Here is a 19,512-nt window from a genome sequence, read left to right on the forward strand (position 1 = left end):
ATCGGCGGAGTCAGGCAATTCTATCTTTTGATAGCGATTTCAAAGAATTGTAACCGTTTCCGCTGCGAGTTCGCTTTAGGGGATGGGGTGCTTCTGTCGACCTGTCCATTCAAGCAAGTGCTTCATTCAAGCAATAACTTCATTCAATGAGGAGGTTTCAGGAGTGAGAAAAAGGTATTCTATGGGGATCAAAGTATGCTCGATTGTCATGTCGGTCATGCTGATCATGGGATTGTTGCCGGCTATCGCGTTGCCGCGGGCTTCCGCCGCTACGGCGGAGGCCGTGTATGCGGCGGCCTACATGGGGGCTACGACGACCGCGGGCACGACTTTGCCCGGCAGCGTGGATATCGATGGGCAAGACGTGGACGTGGTGTGGCAGATCGGCGATGACACATTTGCCGTGCCTTACGAAACCGTGACGGTAACCGGAACGGCGGATGGCGGCGTATCCGTCGCGGCGCAAGTCGAGGTCGTTCCGCCGGCAACCCATCCATTGGTTTATTTCGTGGACAGCGGCAGAGCCGGCGATTCCAATAACAACGATCCGTCTCCTTCGCCGCTGCATGCAGCGGTTCAGCAGTTGACGGGCAGCGATCTGATCAATCAAGCGCCGGATCAGAAATATGCGAGCGGGTCAACAGAATGGGGCTTCGATGATTCCGCGCATAAGGTCAAATATTCCAAAGACGGAGGCCATACGAATCCGGCTACCGATCCTTCCAAGTGGATGGTCGGATTGCGGGCCGCCAATGATCATATCATTTACAAATTGAAAGCCCTTTCTCCAGGGACGTATACGCTCAGCAGCGGCTTCCACGACTGGTACGGCAACCGCTCCCGCGACATGAGACCGCGAATCGAATATACGGATACTGGCGGCGCGGTAAAAACGATTCAGCTGGATTCGCTTAACACCAATGCATCCAAGCTTCATTCCAGCGAATTCACGATTGAAGGCGACATCGACGTCATGGTTCCGATGACGCTGACTTATGCTTACGTAGCGAACGAAAAGCCGATTCTTAGCTGGTTCGCCATTGCCAAAGGCGAGGTCAAATCCATAATCGAGGATGCCAGACAGACTGCGGCGTCCATGGTGAAGGTTCTGCTGGACGGCAACGACATCCCCGCGAACAACGTCAACGGTCTTACGTTTAAGGGCTTCGGCGTACTCAGCGCCAACAGCACAAGCGCACTGCTGATGGACTATAAATCGGAGCAGCCCGAAGCTTACGCGGAAATGCTTCGCATTCTGTTCGGCGGCGACAACCCCATTATGACGCACGTCAAAATCGAAATGGGCAACGATCGCAACAACTCGACGGGTCCCGATCCGGCAACGATGCGTACGGCCGATGAGGAAGCCAACGTCACCAGACATCCCGGCTTCCAGCTTGCCGCGGACGCCAAGATCATCAATCCCGATCTTAAAGTGAGCATCCTGCGCTGGAGCGCGCCCGCATGGGCGAACAACAGCAATGACAATATCTATACCTGGTACAAAAAAACGATCCTTGCAGCCTATCGTGAATACGGTTACATGGTCGATTATGTCAATCCCCATATTAACGAGCATGCGGCGGACCTGGCATGGAGCAAACAATACGCTGCACGTGTCAAGGCGGACAACACGGGCTTCGAAAGTCCCGAAGAGCAAGCGCTGTACAACCGGATTCAAGCGGTTATTTCCGACGAAGTCGGAACCGGTACTTTCGGCGGCAGCATGGTAAGCGATGTTTCTTTGCGGGAAGCGGTGCCGATCGCGGCGTTCCACTACAACACCGACGACGACAGCGGCGGCAATTTCAAGCGGCTTGCGGACGAGCTTGATATTGAAGTGTGGAACAGCGAAGCGCAAGCCACTTTCAGCAACACGTCCTTCCGTCCCAACAACAACACGAAGGATCCATCGACGGCAGGCACCGGAATTGGCGGCACCGGCAGCGCGCTGGAAATGGGCAATACCATTATCAAAGGGTTTGTGAACTCCCGCAGAACACACTTTATTTATCAGCCGGCTATCGGCTCTTTCTACGAAGGAGGCCAATATTCCTTCAAGGAATTGCTGAGCGCCCGCGACCCTTGGTCCGGCTGGGTGCACTACGATGCAGGGCTGGACGTTCTTCGCCATTTCAGCTCGTTCGCGAAGATCGGTTGGGAGAACGAAGACAATACCGCAGGCATCTGGAGAACGGTTCCCAAAGCCAGCTCCGCCGGAGCGACAGGCACCAACCCCGTCAGCGGAAGGAATGGCTTGCCGAATTACATGACGCTCGCCGCTCCGGATAAAACCGACTTCTCGACCGTCATCGTGAATGATAGCGAATATACAAGAACCTACAAGCTTCAGACAGTTAATATGAGTTATGCAGGATCGCCTTCGCTTGGCGTATGGGAGACTCGCGAGGCGGATGAAGGCCTAGCCTTCAACAGCAATTATTTGAAATATCTCGGTCAGGCAGCAGCTGACGGCGGCGGCGTGTATACGGTGCAGGTCAAGCCGTTCTCGATCGTTACCGTGACGACGCTGGCTGCGGCCGACATCGAAGCCGATCCGCTTCCCGTAGAGGGCGAGCGTACCGTGTTGGATACCGACGCTACCGGAGCTGTCCGGAATACGACGGACAACGTCCTTTATGCGGATGATTTCGACTATAGCGGCCAAACCGTGCCGGTCATCGGAGCAGACGGGGAAATTGCGGGTTCGCAGGATTATATCGAATCCCGCGGAGGCTCCAAAAGCGTCATCCCGCGTTACACGCATGATCGCAACGGGGCGTTCGAAGCTTATCTGGACGAACAAACCCAAAACTATGTGCTGAGACAACAGCTGGACAGAGAAATCATGGGACTTGGCGGCACATGGAACGGCGGCGATCCCGTGACGGCCATCGGCGATTACCGGTGGACCAACTATAGAGCCAGCGTGGACGTATCATTCGAAACGAACAATACCTTCGGCGGTAACAACTATGCCGCGATCGGCGCTCGTTATCAGGGCGGAGGCAGTTCCCACAATATCGGCGGCACGCCTTACGTACTGAAGTTCTGGTTAGACGGAGGTTGGCAGCTGCTGGTGAACAACAGCGGCGTAGCGAACGGCAACGTGGCCAGCGGAGCCGGCGGCATAAAGATCGACGGATTCGATACCGCTCATGACGCTTGGCATAATATTGCCATCCAGGTGGCGGGCGACAAGATTACCGCCTATGTGGACGATGTATTGCTTGCCAGCTATACGGACCCGAATCCCAAGCTGTCCGGCCGGGTAGATCTCGCGAGCGGGTATTATCATGTCCGCTTCGACAATTTGCTGGTGGAGAAGGTAGACGGTTACGTCCCTTATTACACCGAGGCGCTCGACGACTTCGAGATGCACGACCTATCCGCGCCCCAGGCTGCCAAGCTGGTGTACAACGACCAGTGGGCTCACCGCAACGGACAGGGCATGTTCCATTATCAGCGTACGTTGACAACTAACGAGAGCGCGGGCGCGACGCTTGCATATACCTTCGTCGGCACGGGGCTTGATCTTCTCGGTCCCAACAACGGCACAGCCGTGCTGGAGGTAACGGTAGACGGTCGGGTGACTGTAATGTCGGGCAATACGATCGCATCCAAGGAGCTGTATCAAACCTATGCGCTGCGTGGACTTGAACATGGCGAGCATACGGTTCAAATAAAAGTGTTGAGCGGTACTTTGGTTGTGGATGCCGTCGCGGTCGTATCCGGCAATGCAGCGGGAACGCCGGATATGAGCAAGCTTCAGGCGGCGGTAACCGCAGCGCAGGGCATTACGCTGCAAGACGAATATTTGGTCAGCAACTGGCAGTTCTTCGAAGCTGCAAGAGACGCAGCCCGGGATGCCGCGCAGAACCCTGTCGCTTACAGACTGGATCAAGAGGGCAGCGATCAGTTGACGGCTCGTCTGATCTTTGCGCAGAATCAGCTGGTTACGGGCGACATACGCTCGCTCGCAACTCCTCACTATTCGGCGTCTTATGTCGGAGGTGTGCCGGATCTCCCGGCGCAGGTGGAAGCGATGCATGAAGACGGATCCAAATCGATGGTCAATGTGGACTGGCAGCTGGACGGCATCAGCTTCAATACGGACTATCAAACGGTAATGGTCACCGGTACGTACGGAAGTCTGCAAACGACGGCCTATGTAGAAGTTGTGCCGGAGGACATTCTGTATTTCGTAGATGCGAACGCAACGGCAACCGGCTTGACAAGCGGGCATAATGCCAGCACGACGCTTGGTTACGATTCGCCGGCTTACAGTTCGGTAGCGGCTCTGGCCAGCGCATCCGGCAAGCCGTTGCTCAACAATGCGCCGGACCGGGTCTACGACGCAGCCCAAGGCTGGGGTCACCGCGCCTTGAATGCGACTGGAGGTTCGCAAGCCGTCTCCTACAAGGGTATTGTAGCGGGAACGTACAGTAAGCAAACGACGACCGGCATCTATACCGGCAATTCGAACGGTTCGGCCGTTGTGTATACCTTCGGCAATTTGCCGGCCGGCGAATATACGCTCACATTAGGCGCTTACAGCTGGTGGGCCAGCTCCGCGCGCACGGAGCAAGTTTACCTGGAGTATGACAACAAATCCGAGCTTATGGACACTATCACGCTTAACACCGCTTCGTTCGATGCAGTTAAAAGCTATACCTTCACGCTGGAGGAGGAGGGCGCTGTAAATCTGAAGATGGTGGCTGCCGTCAACAATCAGTCCCCGTTGCTGTCCTTCGCCGCCGTGGCGCCGGTCAAGAGCGCCGAGCCGGAAGCAAATAAAGAAGCGCTGCAGACGTTGTACGAGGAGCTTAAAGACAAAACGAACGACAACTATACGGCGGCAAGCTGGAGCGTCTTCCTGGATGCGCTGGCGGAAGCGAGCGGCGTGCTTCAAGACGAAGAAGCAACGCAACAGCAGGTTGATGATGCTCTGGAATCGCTTCAAGATGCGGTAGCAGGCCTGGAGCAGGAGCCGGTCGGTACGCATCCGTTGTACCTGTCGGGGGCGGCAAGCGTCGTATCCAATCAGTCGTTTGATGTAACGCTTGGCCTGAATACGGTAGCCGAAAGCGTGTACGGACTTGATTTCACAATCCAGTACGATCCGACGCAAGTTGAATATGCAGGCGCAGAATCGGTCAAGGCCGGCTTTACGCTGCTGGATCAGTCGTCCGAACCCGGACAGCTGCGGTTCCTGACCGTCGATCTTCAGCCGGGAGCGGCCAACGCGGATCCGGTTGCGCTGCTGAAGCTGCAATTTAAAGCAATAGCTCTCGCCGAGTCTGTTACCAGCAGCATTACGATAACGGATATCATATTGGCAAATGCTGCGGGTACGGAATCGGAAGTGGAGGGGTCGCTGTCGTACAGCATCGAGATCGAGGCAGTTTCCAAAGCTGCGTTGGATGCGGCCATTTCGAACGCGAAGGCGCTGCATGGCTCCGCAGTGGAAGGGAGTTTGGCAGGTCAATATCCGATAGGCTCGAAGGCGGCATTATGGCTGGCTATTCTGGCTGCGGAAACGACGCAGGCTAATGAAACGGCTACTCAAGCCCAGGTGGATGGGGCACTGCTAACGTTGAACTCTGCTGTTCGGACCTTCGAATCGCTTGTGATATCTCATGCACCTGGCGATTTGAACGGTGACGGCAAGATCGGCATCGGCGATCTGGCTCTGATGGCGTCCGCCTTCTATGGCAGGAACGATGAAGACGCCAATTGGGCTGCTTATAAGAAAGCGGATTTGACCGATGATGGAAAGATCGATATCGAGGATCTGCGCAAGCTGGCGCAATTGATTTTGGGCAACATTTAAACACGAGGGCGTCCCAAAAGTAAATTTGGAAAACCCTCAAAACCAATATAAGATGACTTTCGTAAAAAACCAAGGAGCTATGCGGTTTGAATTCGCTTAGTTCCTTGGTTTTTAGCGTCCACTGCTGATTTCTTCAGCAAATTGTTTGGCAAGGGAATGGGGAAAGCCACCCAACCTCCAGACTTACTTTGGGTAAGCCTCGAAGCAGGAACGCATTTGGAAAAAAAGGCATCCACTTTATGCGCCATAGACGTTAAGAACGCCTATGGCAAGAAAAAGCAGCAGCATTGTGCGCCATAGACGTTAAGAACGCCTATGGCAAGAAAAAGCAGCAGCATTGTGCGCCATAGACGTTAAGAACGCCTATGGCAAGAAAAAGCAGCAGCATTGTGCGCCATAGGCGTTAAGAACGCCTATGGCAAGAAAAAGCAGTAGTATTGTGTGCCATAGACGTTAAGAACGCCTATGGCAAGAAAAAGCAGCCACTTTGTGCGCCATAGGCGTTAAGAACGTCTATGGCAAGAAAAAGCAGCAGCTGCGAGTGGGGGATGTTCAAAAAGACATATTGCGATTTTTGGGACCCCTAATTGGGACGTCCCCGTGTCATGCGAACACTTCTGGGACAGCTCCTCTTGATTAATGAAGGGAATGGAAAGAAGCATGGAAAATAGTACGGGGTATCCATTATAGCGGGAAGGATCGGAATGTCCGATGCCAGGTCAAGACCTTCCATTGGACATCTCCGATTCGATACGCTGCAGGAATTCCCTCGGAGAAATACCCTCTACCTTTTTGAATACCTTGCTAAAATAAAAAGCGCTGTCATAACCGAGCTTTTGCGAAATTTCGTAAATGCGACCTTCCCCGCGCTGCATCATTTCTTTGGCAGCTGTAATCTTTGTTTCTGTAATATATTCTACAAAATTAATTTTGGCGACCTTGGAAAACAGATGGCTTAAATAGTTGGGACTGAAGTTGAATACATCCGCGACGTGATTTAACGTCAATTTGACATCCAGATTTCGTTTGATATAGTCCTGTACATTGCTCACCACCTGAGCTTTGTAGCTTTGTTTTCTGGAAGACAAATTTTCGCAGCAGCCGTCCCGGAATCGGATCAGCCAAGTGATAATATCTTCCATAGCATGCATTTGATAAATACCCCGATATCCCTCGGGTTCGTTCTCGAAAATTTGCTCTATCATTTCCTCGCCGTCCGCCAGCATGGAAGTAGCCATAAACAGTACGCTGCATGCGGCATCAATGGCAGGCACGAGAGCGTCGGGCCTTCCTTCGAACGTTTCGATCATTTTCGTAATAATGTCATGCAACGCACGGATGTCGATCTCCTCAAACGCGCGGCGCATCTCCGACCGCATGGCGGAAAAATCGAATAGGGCTGTTTCTTGTCCCGCTGTGTCATTGCGCGTAAAAAATACAAATTCGTTTTGCTGTGCTGCGTGAGGCAACATCTGGCGTGCTGCCAGGTAGCTGTCCCGTATCAGATAAGGGTCCTCCACGGCATAGCCGACAGAGCCCATAATGGTGACATTAAAGTAGTTGCGCAAGATAAGCGCCATATGGTTTAGAAGCCTGGCGATATCGGGAACCCATACATTTGCATCCGTAGCAGGTACGGGAATCGTAATGGCAAAGTTGCGCAGATCCAGACCGGTTACAAAGCATGGTCTGTCGGTCAGCAGCGTGCTTTTGGCCATTTGCAGCGTGCTGGAGCAAAAGGCGACCAACTTGTCCCCGCTAGGGGGTACGCTATCGGGCTCCGTGATGCGGCAAATACATACGGTATAAGCGGGCTCCGATAAGTCAATCGACAGATCCTCTTTATGCAGCGTAAACTGGTTCCGGTTCTCAAACAAATTGTTGAACAGACGGATAAAAAACTTATCCCGCTGAGCATGCAAGTTGCTTCTATATTCCAGGCTGGGATGAGTCTCCATCGAGCGGTAATCCTCCAGGATGGCGATGACTTTGACAATGGAGTCCGAGAGAGATTGCGGCGTCAGCTCCAGCTTGACCAAATAATCGGCAGCTTGAACCTCGACGGCAGCACGCGCGTATTCGAATTCCTCGTAGCTCGTCAATATAATAAAAAGCGGAATCCGACCGTATTTTTTGCGAACGCTGTCGGCGACCTCCAATCCGCTTTTGACCGGCATTTTAATATCCGTAATGACGATATCAGGCCGCAGCGTATCGATCATATCCTCCGCTTGGCCGCCGTTATGAGCGGTGCCGACAATTTCGATATTGTACTGCTCCCATTTGAGCATGGATTGCAGGCCGACACACACCAACGTTTCGTCATCCGCAATTAATAATTTAATCATGCTTCTTTCCCCCTGTCATTGCAGTCCGTTATGCCGATGTCTGCGTAGGCAATAAAATGAACATTTTCGTATATTTTGACGGTTCACTCTCGATAGACAAACCGTATTTGTCGCCAAAAGCGAGTCGAAGACGTTCGTTGACGCTGCTTAAACCCATATGAGTGATCATCCCGGCGGAGTCGGTGTCATGCTTTTTAAGAATGGCATCTATTTTTTCCTGTTCCATGCCTATACCGTTATCCTCGATCGTAATTAGCAGATCCGCAGAGTCGCTTCGTTCGACGGTAATGACGATATGACCGCCAGTTCCTTTGGGTTCTATGCCGTGGAAGATGGCGTTTTCAACGATCGGCTGCAAGGAGAAGCGCGGGATCGGACAGTTCAATAATTGTTCGGAGCCGATATGTTGTTCCAGCGTAATCGTACTTCCGTAGCGGTATTTTTGAATCAGAAAATAATCGTCCAGCAAGGCGAGCTCCTCTCCGAGCGGTACCAGCTTGCGGATGTCCTTGGCAATGTTGCGAAGCAGTCTGGATAGGGAGGTTGTCATTTCCGCGATGCCGGAAGCATTCTGAATCGTCGCCATCCATTTGATCGAATTAAGCGTATTGTACAGAAAATGAGGATTGATCTGGCTCTGCAGCATCCGGTATTCGAGCTCCTGCTTCTGCTTCTCGTCGGCCAGCCGAGTCTCCATAAGCGCGACTATATCTTGCGATAACCGGTTGATGCCACGGCCCACATCCCCCAATTCGTTATCCCATTCGATCATTCTATCGACAAAAAAGTGACCCTGCGCGATCTTGTCCATTCTTTTTTTGAGCTTCTCGACAGGGTTGCTGATCGTTCGGGTCAAATAAACCGTTATAATGCCGCTCAAAGCGATGAGCAGGCAAGACACGCCGAGCATCAGCAAAATCCATACATTGGACAAGGTAGTCAGTTGATTCGTTGCGAGCGTCTGCGTCAGTACAACGCCGTCAATGACGGGATAGGAAACGGTAATTCGGCTCGATCCGTCCTTCGACTCGATATGGGATACCACAGTTTGCGACCCGGTGGAATAATCATTGATGAAAGCGGTGTCAACATAATCAGAAACGACGGGCTCTATTTCGGCGCCGTCAATTTCATAATGCGTTTCTCCTAGCGTCACCAGCAGTTGAGAACCGGATGGCAACGCGTAGCCGTGCAACTTGTCTGTAATGACCGAAGTACCGGCTAGCAAATAGACAGTGCCAACGGTTGAACCTTTGTCGTATATGGGAAAGATCACGGGGATGACCTTGGAATTAGAATAAGGATCCTTGATGATCCGCCCCCATTGCTCGGCGGCATCGGAATCAGTGCCGGGAAGCAGGTGAATATTGTGAATGCTTAGGGGCAACGACGTACTGCTGGCCAAGTTGTCCACCTGCAAAAATTTGTTTTTGTTATCCGTCACGACCAGCCGTCGTACATAGCCGTTGGACAGGTTGGAGCGAAAGTCTTCCTGCATGGAAGCGTAGAGGTTAATGGCATCCATCGCACTTGCCTGCTCGGAGGAGAAATAGTCGACCAACAGCGTATTGGTAGTGGAATTTGCGCTATTCTTCATAACATGAGCGGAAAGATTGATTAAATCCTTTTCAATAATATGGGCGACGAGCTGCAAGTTGAATTCCGCTGCCTGAACCGCCGTTTTGCGTTGGAAATACGAGATCATCTCGTAGCTGAATATCGACATAAGGGCGGCGGTCAGTAGTGCAAATACGGTCATAATTAAAATAATGCGGCTTTTGATGGTTGTATGTCTATGCTTTCTCAAGCGCAAGCACCCCTTTGTATACGATAACAATACCATAGATGGCACAAACGTAAGAGGTAGGCGATAAAAAACAACCGATTTTACATGTTTTCGATATAATTTTGCAGGAATCCAATTGAAAACGCTTTAAAAGGTTGAAAAAGTGAAGGATAAGCCGTTAAAATTGTATCCTCTTTGGGCAAGTTATGTTCTAATATTTGAAATAGATTCGGCAATGTCGAGTGGGCTTTACCAATAACGCCAGGAAAAGGGGAGTTTTACATGAGATTCAAAAAAACATTGGGAATCGGATTAACGGCTATGCTTGCGGCTGGTATGGTGGCGGGTTGCTCTGGCAATAACGGAAACTCAGGGGCTACTGCAGCGCCGACAGCAGCACCGACGAATTCCTCAAGCGCTCCAGCGGACAAGGGCAACGAACCCGTTACATTGAAATGGGCATTGTGGGATTGGGAAGCAACCGCTTACTATGAGCCTCTTATTAAAGCGTATACAGAAGCTAACCCTCACGTAACGATTGAGTACGTGGATCTTGGATCCACCGACTACATGACCATGCTCAGCACTCAACTGTCCGGCGGAGCAGATCTGGACGTTCTGACGATCAAAGATATTCCGGGCTACTCCAACCTGGTCAAGCAAAATCACCTGGAGCCGCTGAACGGCTTTATTGGCGAAAGCGGCATTGACACAGCGGCATATGGCGGCACGGTAGAGCAAATTCAAGTGAAAGACGAAGTATATGCGCTTCCTTTCCGCAGCGATTTCTGGCTGATCTACTACAACAAAGATCTCTTTGACAAAGCGGGCGTGCCTTATCCGACCAACGATATGACGTTCGATCAATATGAAGAGATTGCCAGAAAAGTGACTTCGGGCTCCGGCGCAGATAAGGTGTACGGCGCGCATCACCACACTTGGCGCAGTGCTGTTCAATTGTTCGGCATTTTGGATGGCCAAAACACAGTAGTTGACGGCAAATACGATTTCCTGAAGCCGACTTACGAGCGCATTCTGAAGCTGCAGGATGACGGCATTATTATGGATTACGCAACATTGAAAACGTCCAGCACGCATTACTCCGGCGTGTTCTACAACAACTCCGTTGCAACGCTGAACATGGGCAGTTGGTTTATCGCAACGCAAATCGACAAAGTGAAAAGCGGCGAATCCGCCGCCGCCAACTGGGGTATCGTGAAATATCCGCATCCGGAAGGCGTGGAGCCGGGCACGACGCTGGGCACCATCACATCGCTGGCCGTTAACAAAAAGTCCGCCAAAAAAGATGCGGCTCTTGATTTCCTGAAGTTCGTGACAGGCGAAGAAGGCGCAACGGTTATCGCGTCCACCGGCACGATTCCTGCGATCAAAAACGACGAGGTTATCAGCTCGATCGCAAGCATCGATGGTTTCCCGACTGATGAAAACAGTAAAGAAGCTCTGAACACGTTCAAAACATACCTGGAAATGCCGATGCACGAAAAAAGCGCGGATATCGAAGTTATTTTGAACGAAAATCACGACAACATCATGACGAAAAACACAAGCATTGATAAAGGTTTGGAAGACATGAATAAACGCGTGGAGCTTGTATTGAGCAATTAGTACCACGGAAACAGTGTTTTGTGAGGCGGGCGTTTGCCCGCCTCTTTCAAAATAAAGCAGCAGGCGGCTTGGCGTACGAGAAGGTTTGGAGGGAAAATCATGCAGAAAGAAACGACGCTGGCAACGGGAAAAAGCAACAAGCCGTTTATCACAAGAGGGATGAAAGATCATCTGGTGGCGTACAGCTTTATTGCGCCCAATTTTATCGGATTTGCCTTGTTTACGCTAGTGCCTATGATATTTGCGATTATATTGGCCTTTGTGAAATGGGACGGCTCCAATCCTATGAATTATGTCGGGATTGATAATTTTATAAGACTTATAAAGGACACTACCTTTCATAAAGCGCTTTGGAATACGGTTGTCTATACGATAGGCGTAGTGCCTTTGACGATGGCATGCGCGCTTGCGCTTGCTATCTTGCTTAATCAGAAGATTGTTGGACGTAATTTTATGAGAACGGCGTTTTTCTTCCCGTATGTGGCTTCTCTTGTAGCGGTTGCGGCGGTATGGAACTTTATCTTTAGTCCCACGATGGGACCGATCAACAATCTGTTGCATACCATCACCGGCATTCCTATTGAGGATCTCCCTCGTTGGGCGGCGGATAAAGACTGGGCCATGTTTACGGTTATCCTGTTTACTGTGTGGAAAAACATGGGATATTATATGGTCATTTACTTGGCAGGGCTGCAGGGCGTTAATCCCGAGCTATACGAGGCTGCCGAGCTGGATGGCGCAAATGGCTGGAAGCGGTTCACTAATGTTACGATCCCGCAGTTGGCGCCGACAACCTTCTTTGTACTTATGATCCTGGTCATCAATTCGTTTAAAGTGTACGACATCTTCATCAACCTGTTTGCCGGAGCAGATAACCAGTTAAATGATTCCACAAGGGTACTGGTTTATCAAATCTATAATACCGCCTTCCGTTCGCTGGATTACGGCTACGCCAATGCCATGGCACTCGTGTTGTTCTTGATTGTTATGGGCGTAACCATCGTTCAGTTCCGCGGCGAAAAAAGATACGGTCAATAGGAGGAGACAGAAGAGATGGTTGGATCAAAAAAGAAGTTCCACGCAGGCTGGATGACGCTCGCCTATATCGCGTTAATTGCCGTTGCCATATGCATGATTATTCCATATATCTGGATGCTGTCATCCTCGTTCAAGCTTAATAAGGATGTATTCTCCTTTCCGATGGTGTGGATACCGGACAACATCCGTTGGCAGAACTATGTGGACATTTGGACCCGCATACCGCTTGGCACGTTTATTATGAATACGGTCAAATTATCCGTCATCGTGACCTTGCTGCAATTGCTGACGTCCAGCTTCGCGGCTTACGCCTTTGCGAAGCTTCGCTTTAGAGGGAGAAACCTGCTTTTCCTCTCCTATATCGCAACAATTGCTATTCCTTGGCAAGCCTACATGGTGCCGCAATTCATCATGATGCGCGAGCTCGGCCTAAACAATACGCATCTTGCCATTATTTTCTTGCAAGCTTTCTCGGCATTCGGGGTATTCTTAATGCGGCAATTTTATCAAGGCATTCCGGATGAGCTTTGCGAAGCGGCAAGGATCGATGGTTTGAGCGAGTACGGCATTTGGGCCCGCCTGATGCTTCCGCTCTCCAAGCCGGCATTGTCTACACTGACGATCTTTACTTTCGTTACGACATGGAACGATTTCCTCGGACCGATGATTTATTTGACCAAAACCGAGCTTAAGACGATTCAGATCGGTCTGCGGATGTTCATCTCGCAATATTCGGCCGAATACGGGCTCATTATGGCAGCCAGCGTCGTATCGATCATACCGGTATTGATTATATTCCTGGCTCTGCAAAAAAACTTTGTGCAGGGCGTTGCTTCTTCGGGGATCAAAGGCTAAGACTAGCGCATAAGATTGGATCGGCTGCAGGCATGCGGCCCGTCCAATCGTACGCGCATTTAAAAATTGCAGGTTGATGTATGCGCTTTCGTGATTGGAAAATACATAGCGAGGAAGTGGATTTCCTTTGACATCCATCAAAAAGTATACAGCCATATGGACGACAATTTGCATGATCGTCGTGCTGTTCGCTTCGATTGGTCCAACCAATGTTTCTCATGCGAATAGTAATGGCACAATTTTGTTTCAGGACGATTTTTCCGGCGCGTCCCTTTCTTCCGATTGGAGCATTCTCGCAGGTGCTTACAGCGTACAAAGCGGCATATTGAACGCAACCAATACCAATTCGACGATCGTTACGGGAGATGCGGCCTGGAAGGACTACACGGTAGAGAGCCAAGTCCGGATCAACGCCAATGGCGGATACGCCGGCATCGTGTTCCGGGCGCAGGACAACAGCAACAATTATTGGCTCCGGCTGTACAGGCCGGCATCGGGATCGACCCAGGTGCAGCTCATCAAGCGGGTGGGCGGCTCTGCCTCCGTCCTGGCATCCTCCAATCAAGCCTTGTCGATTAACCAATGGTACAACCTCAAGGTTGTCGCGATCGGCAGCCTGATCCAGGGGTACCTGAACAATAGCAAGGTCGTTGAGTTTACGGACACTCAATTTGCGGCGGGCAAAATCGGCTTGCAAAACCTGAGTGGAGCGATGTCGGCCGATCATGTGGTCGTGACCGAAATCAAAGCGACGTTGGAGGACGGCACGAAGCTGCCGGCATCCTACAATCCGGTCGTTGTCGCCACCCTGACGGGACAGCAACCGGCAATGCCGAATACGATTAGCGGCAAGGCGTTCGACAATTCCGTTGTGGAGCCCATATACGTTGACTGGAGTTTGCCGGCCAATGTCGACTATACGCAAGCCTTCGCCCCAGCGATCGAAGTAACGGGAACCGCTTATTTGAAGGTGGGAGCCGACGGGACGAGACACGATCTGGCGGAGCCCGTGAAGGCATACGTGGAGGTTGTGCCTCCCAATCTGAAATATTTTATCGATGCAGGCGCGGGAGTGCCTAGTATTTATAATGCCGTAAAGGCATTGACAGGGAACGACCTGCTGAACGAGTCTGGCAATGCGGTTTACAATTCGACATCCGGATGGGGGTATGTCGCCCTTACCAGCTCCGGAGCAAACAGCACAATCATTAACAAATCGGAGCAACCCGATCTGGACAAAAACGCTACGGGCATCATGATCGACGGCGGCGATCCGCTGTCTACCTTGTCGTACAAGCTAGACGGTCTGGAAGGCGGCAAAAGCTATCGCTTTACCTCCTATCATCGTCTGTGGTGGAGCAACGAAATGCCAATCAAAATATCGATCAGCTACAATCTGGACGGGAAAAAGGTATCCAAAATCGTCAATCGTCTACATCTGGATCACACGGGTCATTCCAAGCTAATAACCTATGACATCGAGCTGCCGGATGGCGCCGCAGACGTGACTTACGTGCTGACGAACGCAGGCTCCTATACGGCAGGGCCGGGAGCGGGAAAAACAAATAAAAATGCGGCGATCAGTTGGCTTGCCGTGGAGGAGTTAACCGGCCCCGTTCAGCCCGTCACGTATTCATCGATAGGCGGTATGGCTGGAGAGAACACCGACGTCTGGTTTGATACGAACGGTGTTCCGATTCAGGCTCACGGAGGCCAAGTCATTTGGGTGGACCATGTATCGTGGAACGGCAATGAACCGACATATACGGACAATCCGGTCGACGGTGACGGTGCCTGGCTGTGGGTCGGCGAAGATAAAACCTACGGCGGCCGGCCGATTGGCGGCATTCATACGTATGTATCCAAGGATCTGTACAACTGGGTAGACATGGGCATTGCCCTTTATCCACATCGCGTATTCCCGATGGAAAAAACGGCGAATGGCCAAGGCGTTCAGTTCAGCGACAGCCAGCTTGAGGCGTTGAAAGCCCGCGCGATGGGAATGGCAGGCATTGGCACCAATGAACTGGGCGATCCTTTGTCCCAATTCGACATCGACTACGCCCGCGACTTCCTGCAGGCGTACGTCGACAAAAATGCGCATCCTGGCTATAGCCGGAGCAATGACGGCGATTTCGACTATGCGGCTGCAACCTACGACGAAGCAAGCTTGAGATTGGCGTTTGACCGTACGTATGCTTATTACACCATTATGGAACGTCCGAAAATGCTGTACAACGACAAAACGAACCAATATGTCATTGTGTACCACGTCGACGGGCCAAGCGACGCGCGCATATTGGAGTTTTACGATACGCTCAGGAACGACCCGGCCTATGTTACCGCCGCCAGCCGGTACAGTCGCGCGCAGATGGGCTTTGCGGTATCGGACTCTCCGTTTGGTCCGTTTAAGCTGGTCAACGCGCAGAAAATGAACTACATCGAGGGTTATTACGACAGCAACAAAGGTATGGCCCGCGATATGACCGTATTCAAGGATGACGACGGCAAAGCGTATGCTATATATTCCAGTGAAGAAAACAAATATACGTATATTTCATTATTGAACGACGAATTTACGGCGCCGATCAAGGACGGAACGGAAGGACTGGGCGGAACCTTTACGGCCCGTGTATTTACAGATACGAGCCGGGAGGCGCCTGCGGTATTTAAATATAACGGTTATTATTATTTCATTACGTCCGGCACAACGGGATGGGATCCCAATCCTTCCATCGCCTATCGCGCCAATCATATTTTCGGCAATACGACGGACGGAGGCAGGACGTTTACGCCTTATACGAATCTGGGCAATCCGTTCCCGTACGACACGTCGAATACGTCGTATCGTACACAGTCGACGGCGGTCATTCCGTATGATCCCGAGAACGGCCTGTTCATCTATATGGGCGACCGCTGGATCCAACGTGCGTTGGAAACGTCCGGTTACGTATGGATTCCGCTTCAGATTACGGCGAACGGAACCAAGATCGAAGGTCAGACGGTAAGCGACTGGAAGCTGGAATCGTTGGATGCGCTGGCGCCGTTGCAGGTGCTGCGAGACGGGGAACATACCGTCAAGCTGGGCGAAGCTCTGGAATTGCCCGCGACGCTTAATTTGAAGCAAGGCTCGACGACTTACGACAACGTGCCCGTAAGCTGGGATTCCGCAAGTCTGGCGTCGGCAAGCACGAAGCTGGGAACGGCTACGGTACAAGGCACGCTTGGAGGAAGCACTTCTCTGGCGGGCAATACGGTTAATTACGAGGTGTCGGTGACGCTGCCGGACCATATGCTTTATTTTGTCAGTCCGTCATCTGGAGAAGTGCCGCAATATACGCAGTTGGTCGGCGACTATACGGCCAGCACGGGCAAGCAGCTCCAGCATGCCGTGGCAGAGCAAAGCTACGATCCACAGAATGGAAGAACATGGGGATACACCGGCACTAACAGCATACTCCGGACAAACAACACGGATATTTTCCAAAGCTTGCGCTATGTGAACACGACAAGCAGCCGGGATCTGACCTACAAATTTGATCTCGATGGGGGCGAATACAACGTTTACATCGGCTTCTACGATCCGTGGTTCTCGTCTTCCCAGTCGAATCGCGTTGCGAATACCGCCATCAACGGTACGACGGTGGAAACGGGAAGGATCATTACCGGCTCCTACGAGGCGGCGGCACACAAGGATATCGCGATGGATGAGGCCGGCACGATGGAAATCGTCGTTTCGCCAGCTAAGACCGGCAGCAATACCGACGTACAGCTCAGCTGGATCATCATCGCCAAGACGCAAGCGGATGCCGAGCCGGAAACGGACAAAACCGCGCTGGATGAGGCGATATTGAACGCGGAGGCGCTGCATGGCTCCGCAGTTGAAGGAACTCTGGCGGGACAATACCCGACAGGCTCTAAGGCGGTATTGTGGCAGGCCATTCTGGCCGCGAAAACGACGCGGAATAGTGAAACGGCGACTCAAGCCGAGGTGGATCAGGCGCTTCTGACATTAAACGCCGCCGTTGGGACGTTTCAATTGCTTGTGATCGCGCATGTGCCTGGCGATTTAAACGGTGACGGCAGGCTGGGCGTCGGCGATCTGGCCTTAATGACGTCACTCTACTACGGCAAGAATCAGGAAGGCGCCGATTGGGACACTTACAAAAAAGCGGATCTGATCGATGACGGCGAGATCGATATCAAGGATCTGCGCAAGCTGGCGCAATGGATTCTGGGCAAGATTTAAGCACTTTAGAAAGGGATGGTATCTATGAAAAGAAGAATATGGACGATCGGGCTGGCGCTCCTGCTGCTATGCTCCGTATGGCCTTCTGCGCTGTTCGCGGCGCCGTATGAGCCGGATTTCTACTTGAACGTATCCAAGGCCGAAGTCAGGGTCGGGGAGACGATCGAGGTGGAGATCGGCCTTCGCAATGCGCAGGAACTGGTGGCGTTTGAGTTAAATGTCAAGTTCGATCCATCCCTGTGGACGGCCGGCAGCGGCGCATTTACGACGAGTTTGACCGGCTTCAGCTCACTGGTAAATACGGAACTGCTCCCCGGAGGCCAAGTGCGAGCAGTCTACTCAAAGCTCGGGGATGCGGCGGGAGAGAGCGGCAGCATTGTGCTGGGGACCGTCAAACTGACCGCCAAAGCGGTCGGCGAAGGAAACTTCACGCTGGACGCCATCAAGGTAGGTCTATCCAATGATCAATGGACGACCTATAAGCCGGCAACGGGAGCGAACGCGGTAATTGTCGGTAACGGAACGGGTGGAGGCTCCGGAGACGGGACTGGCGGCGGCAGTGGCAGTGGCAGTGGTACAACCCCTGATAACGAACCGATCATTACGGAAACATCCGTTATGGTGGGGGCGCCTTCGATCGTGGGCGGGACAGCGCAGTTCAAGCTAAATGCCAACCATATGCAGCGAGCGGTCGACCTGCTCAGCGGCCAAACACTGCGCATCGAGGTGCAGCCGGGAGTCGCGGCGAGCAAGGTGGAGGTGGAGTTCCCGCTGGCGCAAGTTCGCGGCGAAGCGGGACAAAAAGCCAAGAACATCGTCATCGACAGCGGCCTTGCGATTGTCACCCTTGACCGGGGGCTGATCGACGACGAATCCGCGTCCAATCTGCAGTTTTCAGTCCGCCGACTGGATGTATCGAGTTTGCCATCGAATATCGGCGAGCAGGTAAATCCGGGAGACGCGGTGTACGATTTTGAGCTGCTGCTGGACGGACGTCCAATAAGCGTTTTTGGTAGGGGCGAAGTGACGTTAGAAGTACCTTATACGCTGCGGCCGGGCGAAACGGCGGACAAAATCGTCATCTACTACGTAACGGATAGCGGCGAGCTGGAACTGGTCAAAAACGCGAGGTACAACCCGGCAACGGGAAAGGTAAAGTTTAGCCCGAAACACTTCAGCAAATATTTCCCTGCCTATGTGCACAAGACATTCGGAGATTTGGCCCAAGCGGCATGGGCTCGGTCGTACATTGAAGCGCTGGCTGCAAGGGACGCTGTAAACGGAGTCGGCAACGATGCCTACCGGCCGAACGGTCAACTGACGCGGGCGCAATTTATTACGATGCTGGTGCAACTGTTCGATCTGGAGGATGCGTCCGCTACGGCTACGTTTAGCGACGTGCAAAAAGGCTCTTGGCATGATAAGGCCGTGGCGTCCGCGCAGAAGCTGGGCATCGCGCAAGGAAAACCGGACGGCAGCTTCGGGATAAACGACGCCATCAGCCGGCAAGACATGGCGGTCATGCTGTACCGAGCGTCCAAGGCGATGGGACTGGCATGGAGCCCAAGCGCGGAAGCGCCGGCGTTTGCGGATGCGGCCAGCATCGCCCCGTATGCCGTCGAAGCGGTAGCCGTTATGCAGGAGCAAGGCATTATAAACGGCATGGGCGAAAACAGCTTTGCCCCGCGGGGACTGTCGACCCGAGCGCAAGCTGCGGCCGTACTGTACAGGATGTTTGGACTGTAGAAGGATAAAACGATAGATCAGACAAAGAATG

At 52.3% G+C, this 19,512-nt stretch carries 8 protein-coding genes; 6 read left to right on the forward strand and 2 right to left on the reverse strand.

Annotated elements, in window-relative coordinates:
* Positions 1 to 163: 163 nt before the first annotated feature.
* Positions 164 to 5,833: a cohesin domain-containing protein gene (locus KJW29_RS34255; RefSeq protein WP_214627986.1), complete on the forward strand. Its 5,670-nt coding sequence runs from the start codon at positions 164 to 166 to the stop codon at positions 5,831 to 5,833.
* Between the two features lie 719 nt (positions 5,834 to 6,552).
* Here KJW29_RS34255 and KJW29_RS34260 read toward each other — a convergent pair.
* Positions 6,553 to 8,181 carry a response regulator transcription factor gene (locus KJW29_RS34260; protein WP_214627987.1) on the reverse strand — a complete coding sequence of 543 codons (1,629 nt, stop codon included), beginning with the start codon at positions 8,179 to 8,181 and terminating at the stop codon, positions 6,553 to 6,555.
* A gap of 28 nt (positions 8,182 to 8,209) precedes the next feature.
* Positions 8,210 to 9,988, reverse strand: coding sequence for a sensor histidine kinase (locus KJW29_RS34265; RefSeq protein WP_246608498.1), 1,779 nt, complete (start codon positions 9,986 to 9,988; stop codon positions 8,210 to 8,212).
* Between the two features lie 261 nt (positions 9,989 to 10,249).
* Here KJW29_RS34265 and KJW29_RS34270 point away from each other — a divergent pair, with 261 nt between their 5' ends.
* The 5 genes from KJW29_RS34270 to KJW29_RS34290 all read left to right on the forward strand — a co-directional run bounded on the left by KJW29_RS34270 (position 10,250) and on the right by KJW29_RS34290 (position 19,481).
* Positions 10,250 to 11,593 (forward strand): ABC transporter substrate-binding protein, encoded by a 1,344-nt coding sequence (locus KJW29_RS34270; protein WP_214627989.1) that lies wholly within the window; start codon positions 10,250 to 10,252, stop codon positions 11,591 to 11,593.
* A gap of 99 nt (positions 11,594 to 11,692) precedes the next feature.
* On the forward strand, positions 11,693 to 12,631 hold the full coding sequence (locus KJW29_RS34275) for a carbohydrate ABC transporter permease (protein ID WP_087571127.1): 939 nt from the start codon (positions 11,693 to 11,695) through the stop codon (positions 12,629 to 12,631).
* Between the two features lie 15 nt (positions 12,632 to 12,646).
* The gene (locus KJW29_RS34280) at positions 12,647 to 13,486 is read left to right on the forward strand and encodes a carbohydrate ABC transporter permease (RefSeq protein WP_087571126.1); all 840 of its coding nucleotides are present in this window, start codon (positions 12,647 to 12,649) and stop codon (positions 13,484 to 13,486) included.
* 127 nt (positions 13,487 to 13,613) lie between these two features.
* Positions 13,614 to 17,735: a 3-keto-alpha-glucoside-1,2-lyase-like domain-containing protein gene (locus KJW29_RS34285; protein ID WP_214627990.1), complete on the forward strand. Its 4,122-nt coding sequence runs from the start codon at positions 13,614 to 13,616 to the stop codon at positions 17,733 to 17,735.
* A gap of 24 nt (positions 17,736 to 17,759) precedes the next feature.
* Positions 17,760 to 19,481 carry an S-layer homology domain-containing protein gene (locus tag KJW29_RS34290; RefSeq protein WP_214627991.1) on the forward strand — a complete coding sequence of 574 codons (1,722 nt, stop codon included), beginning with the start codon at positions 17,760 to 17,762 and terminating at the stop codon, positions 19,479 to 19,481.
* The last annotated feature ends 31 nt before the right edge of the window (positions 19,482 to 19,512 follow it).

It is taken from the genome of Paenibacillus agaridevorans (genome assembly GCF_018604145.1).
Taxonomy (GTDB): domain Bacteria; phylum Bacillota; class Bacilli; order Paenibacillales; family Paenibacillaceae; genus Pristimantibacillus; species Pristimantibacillus agaridevorans.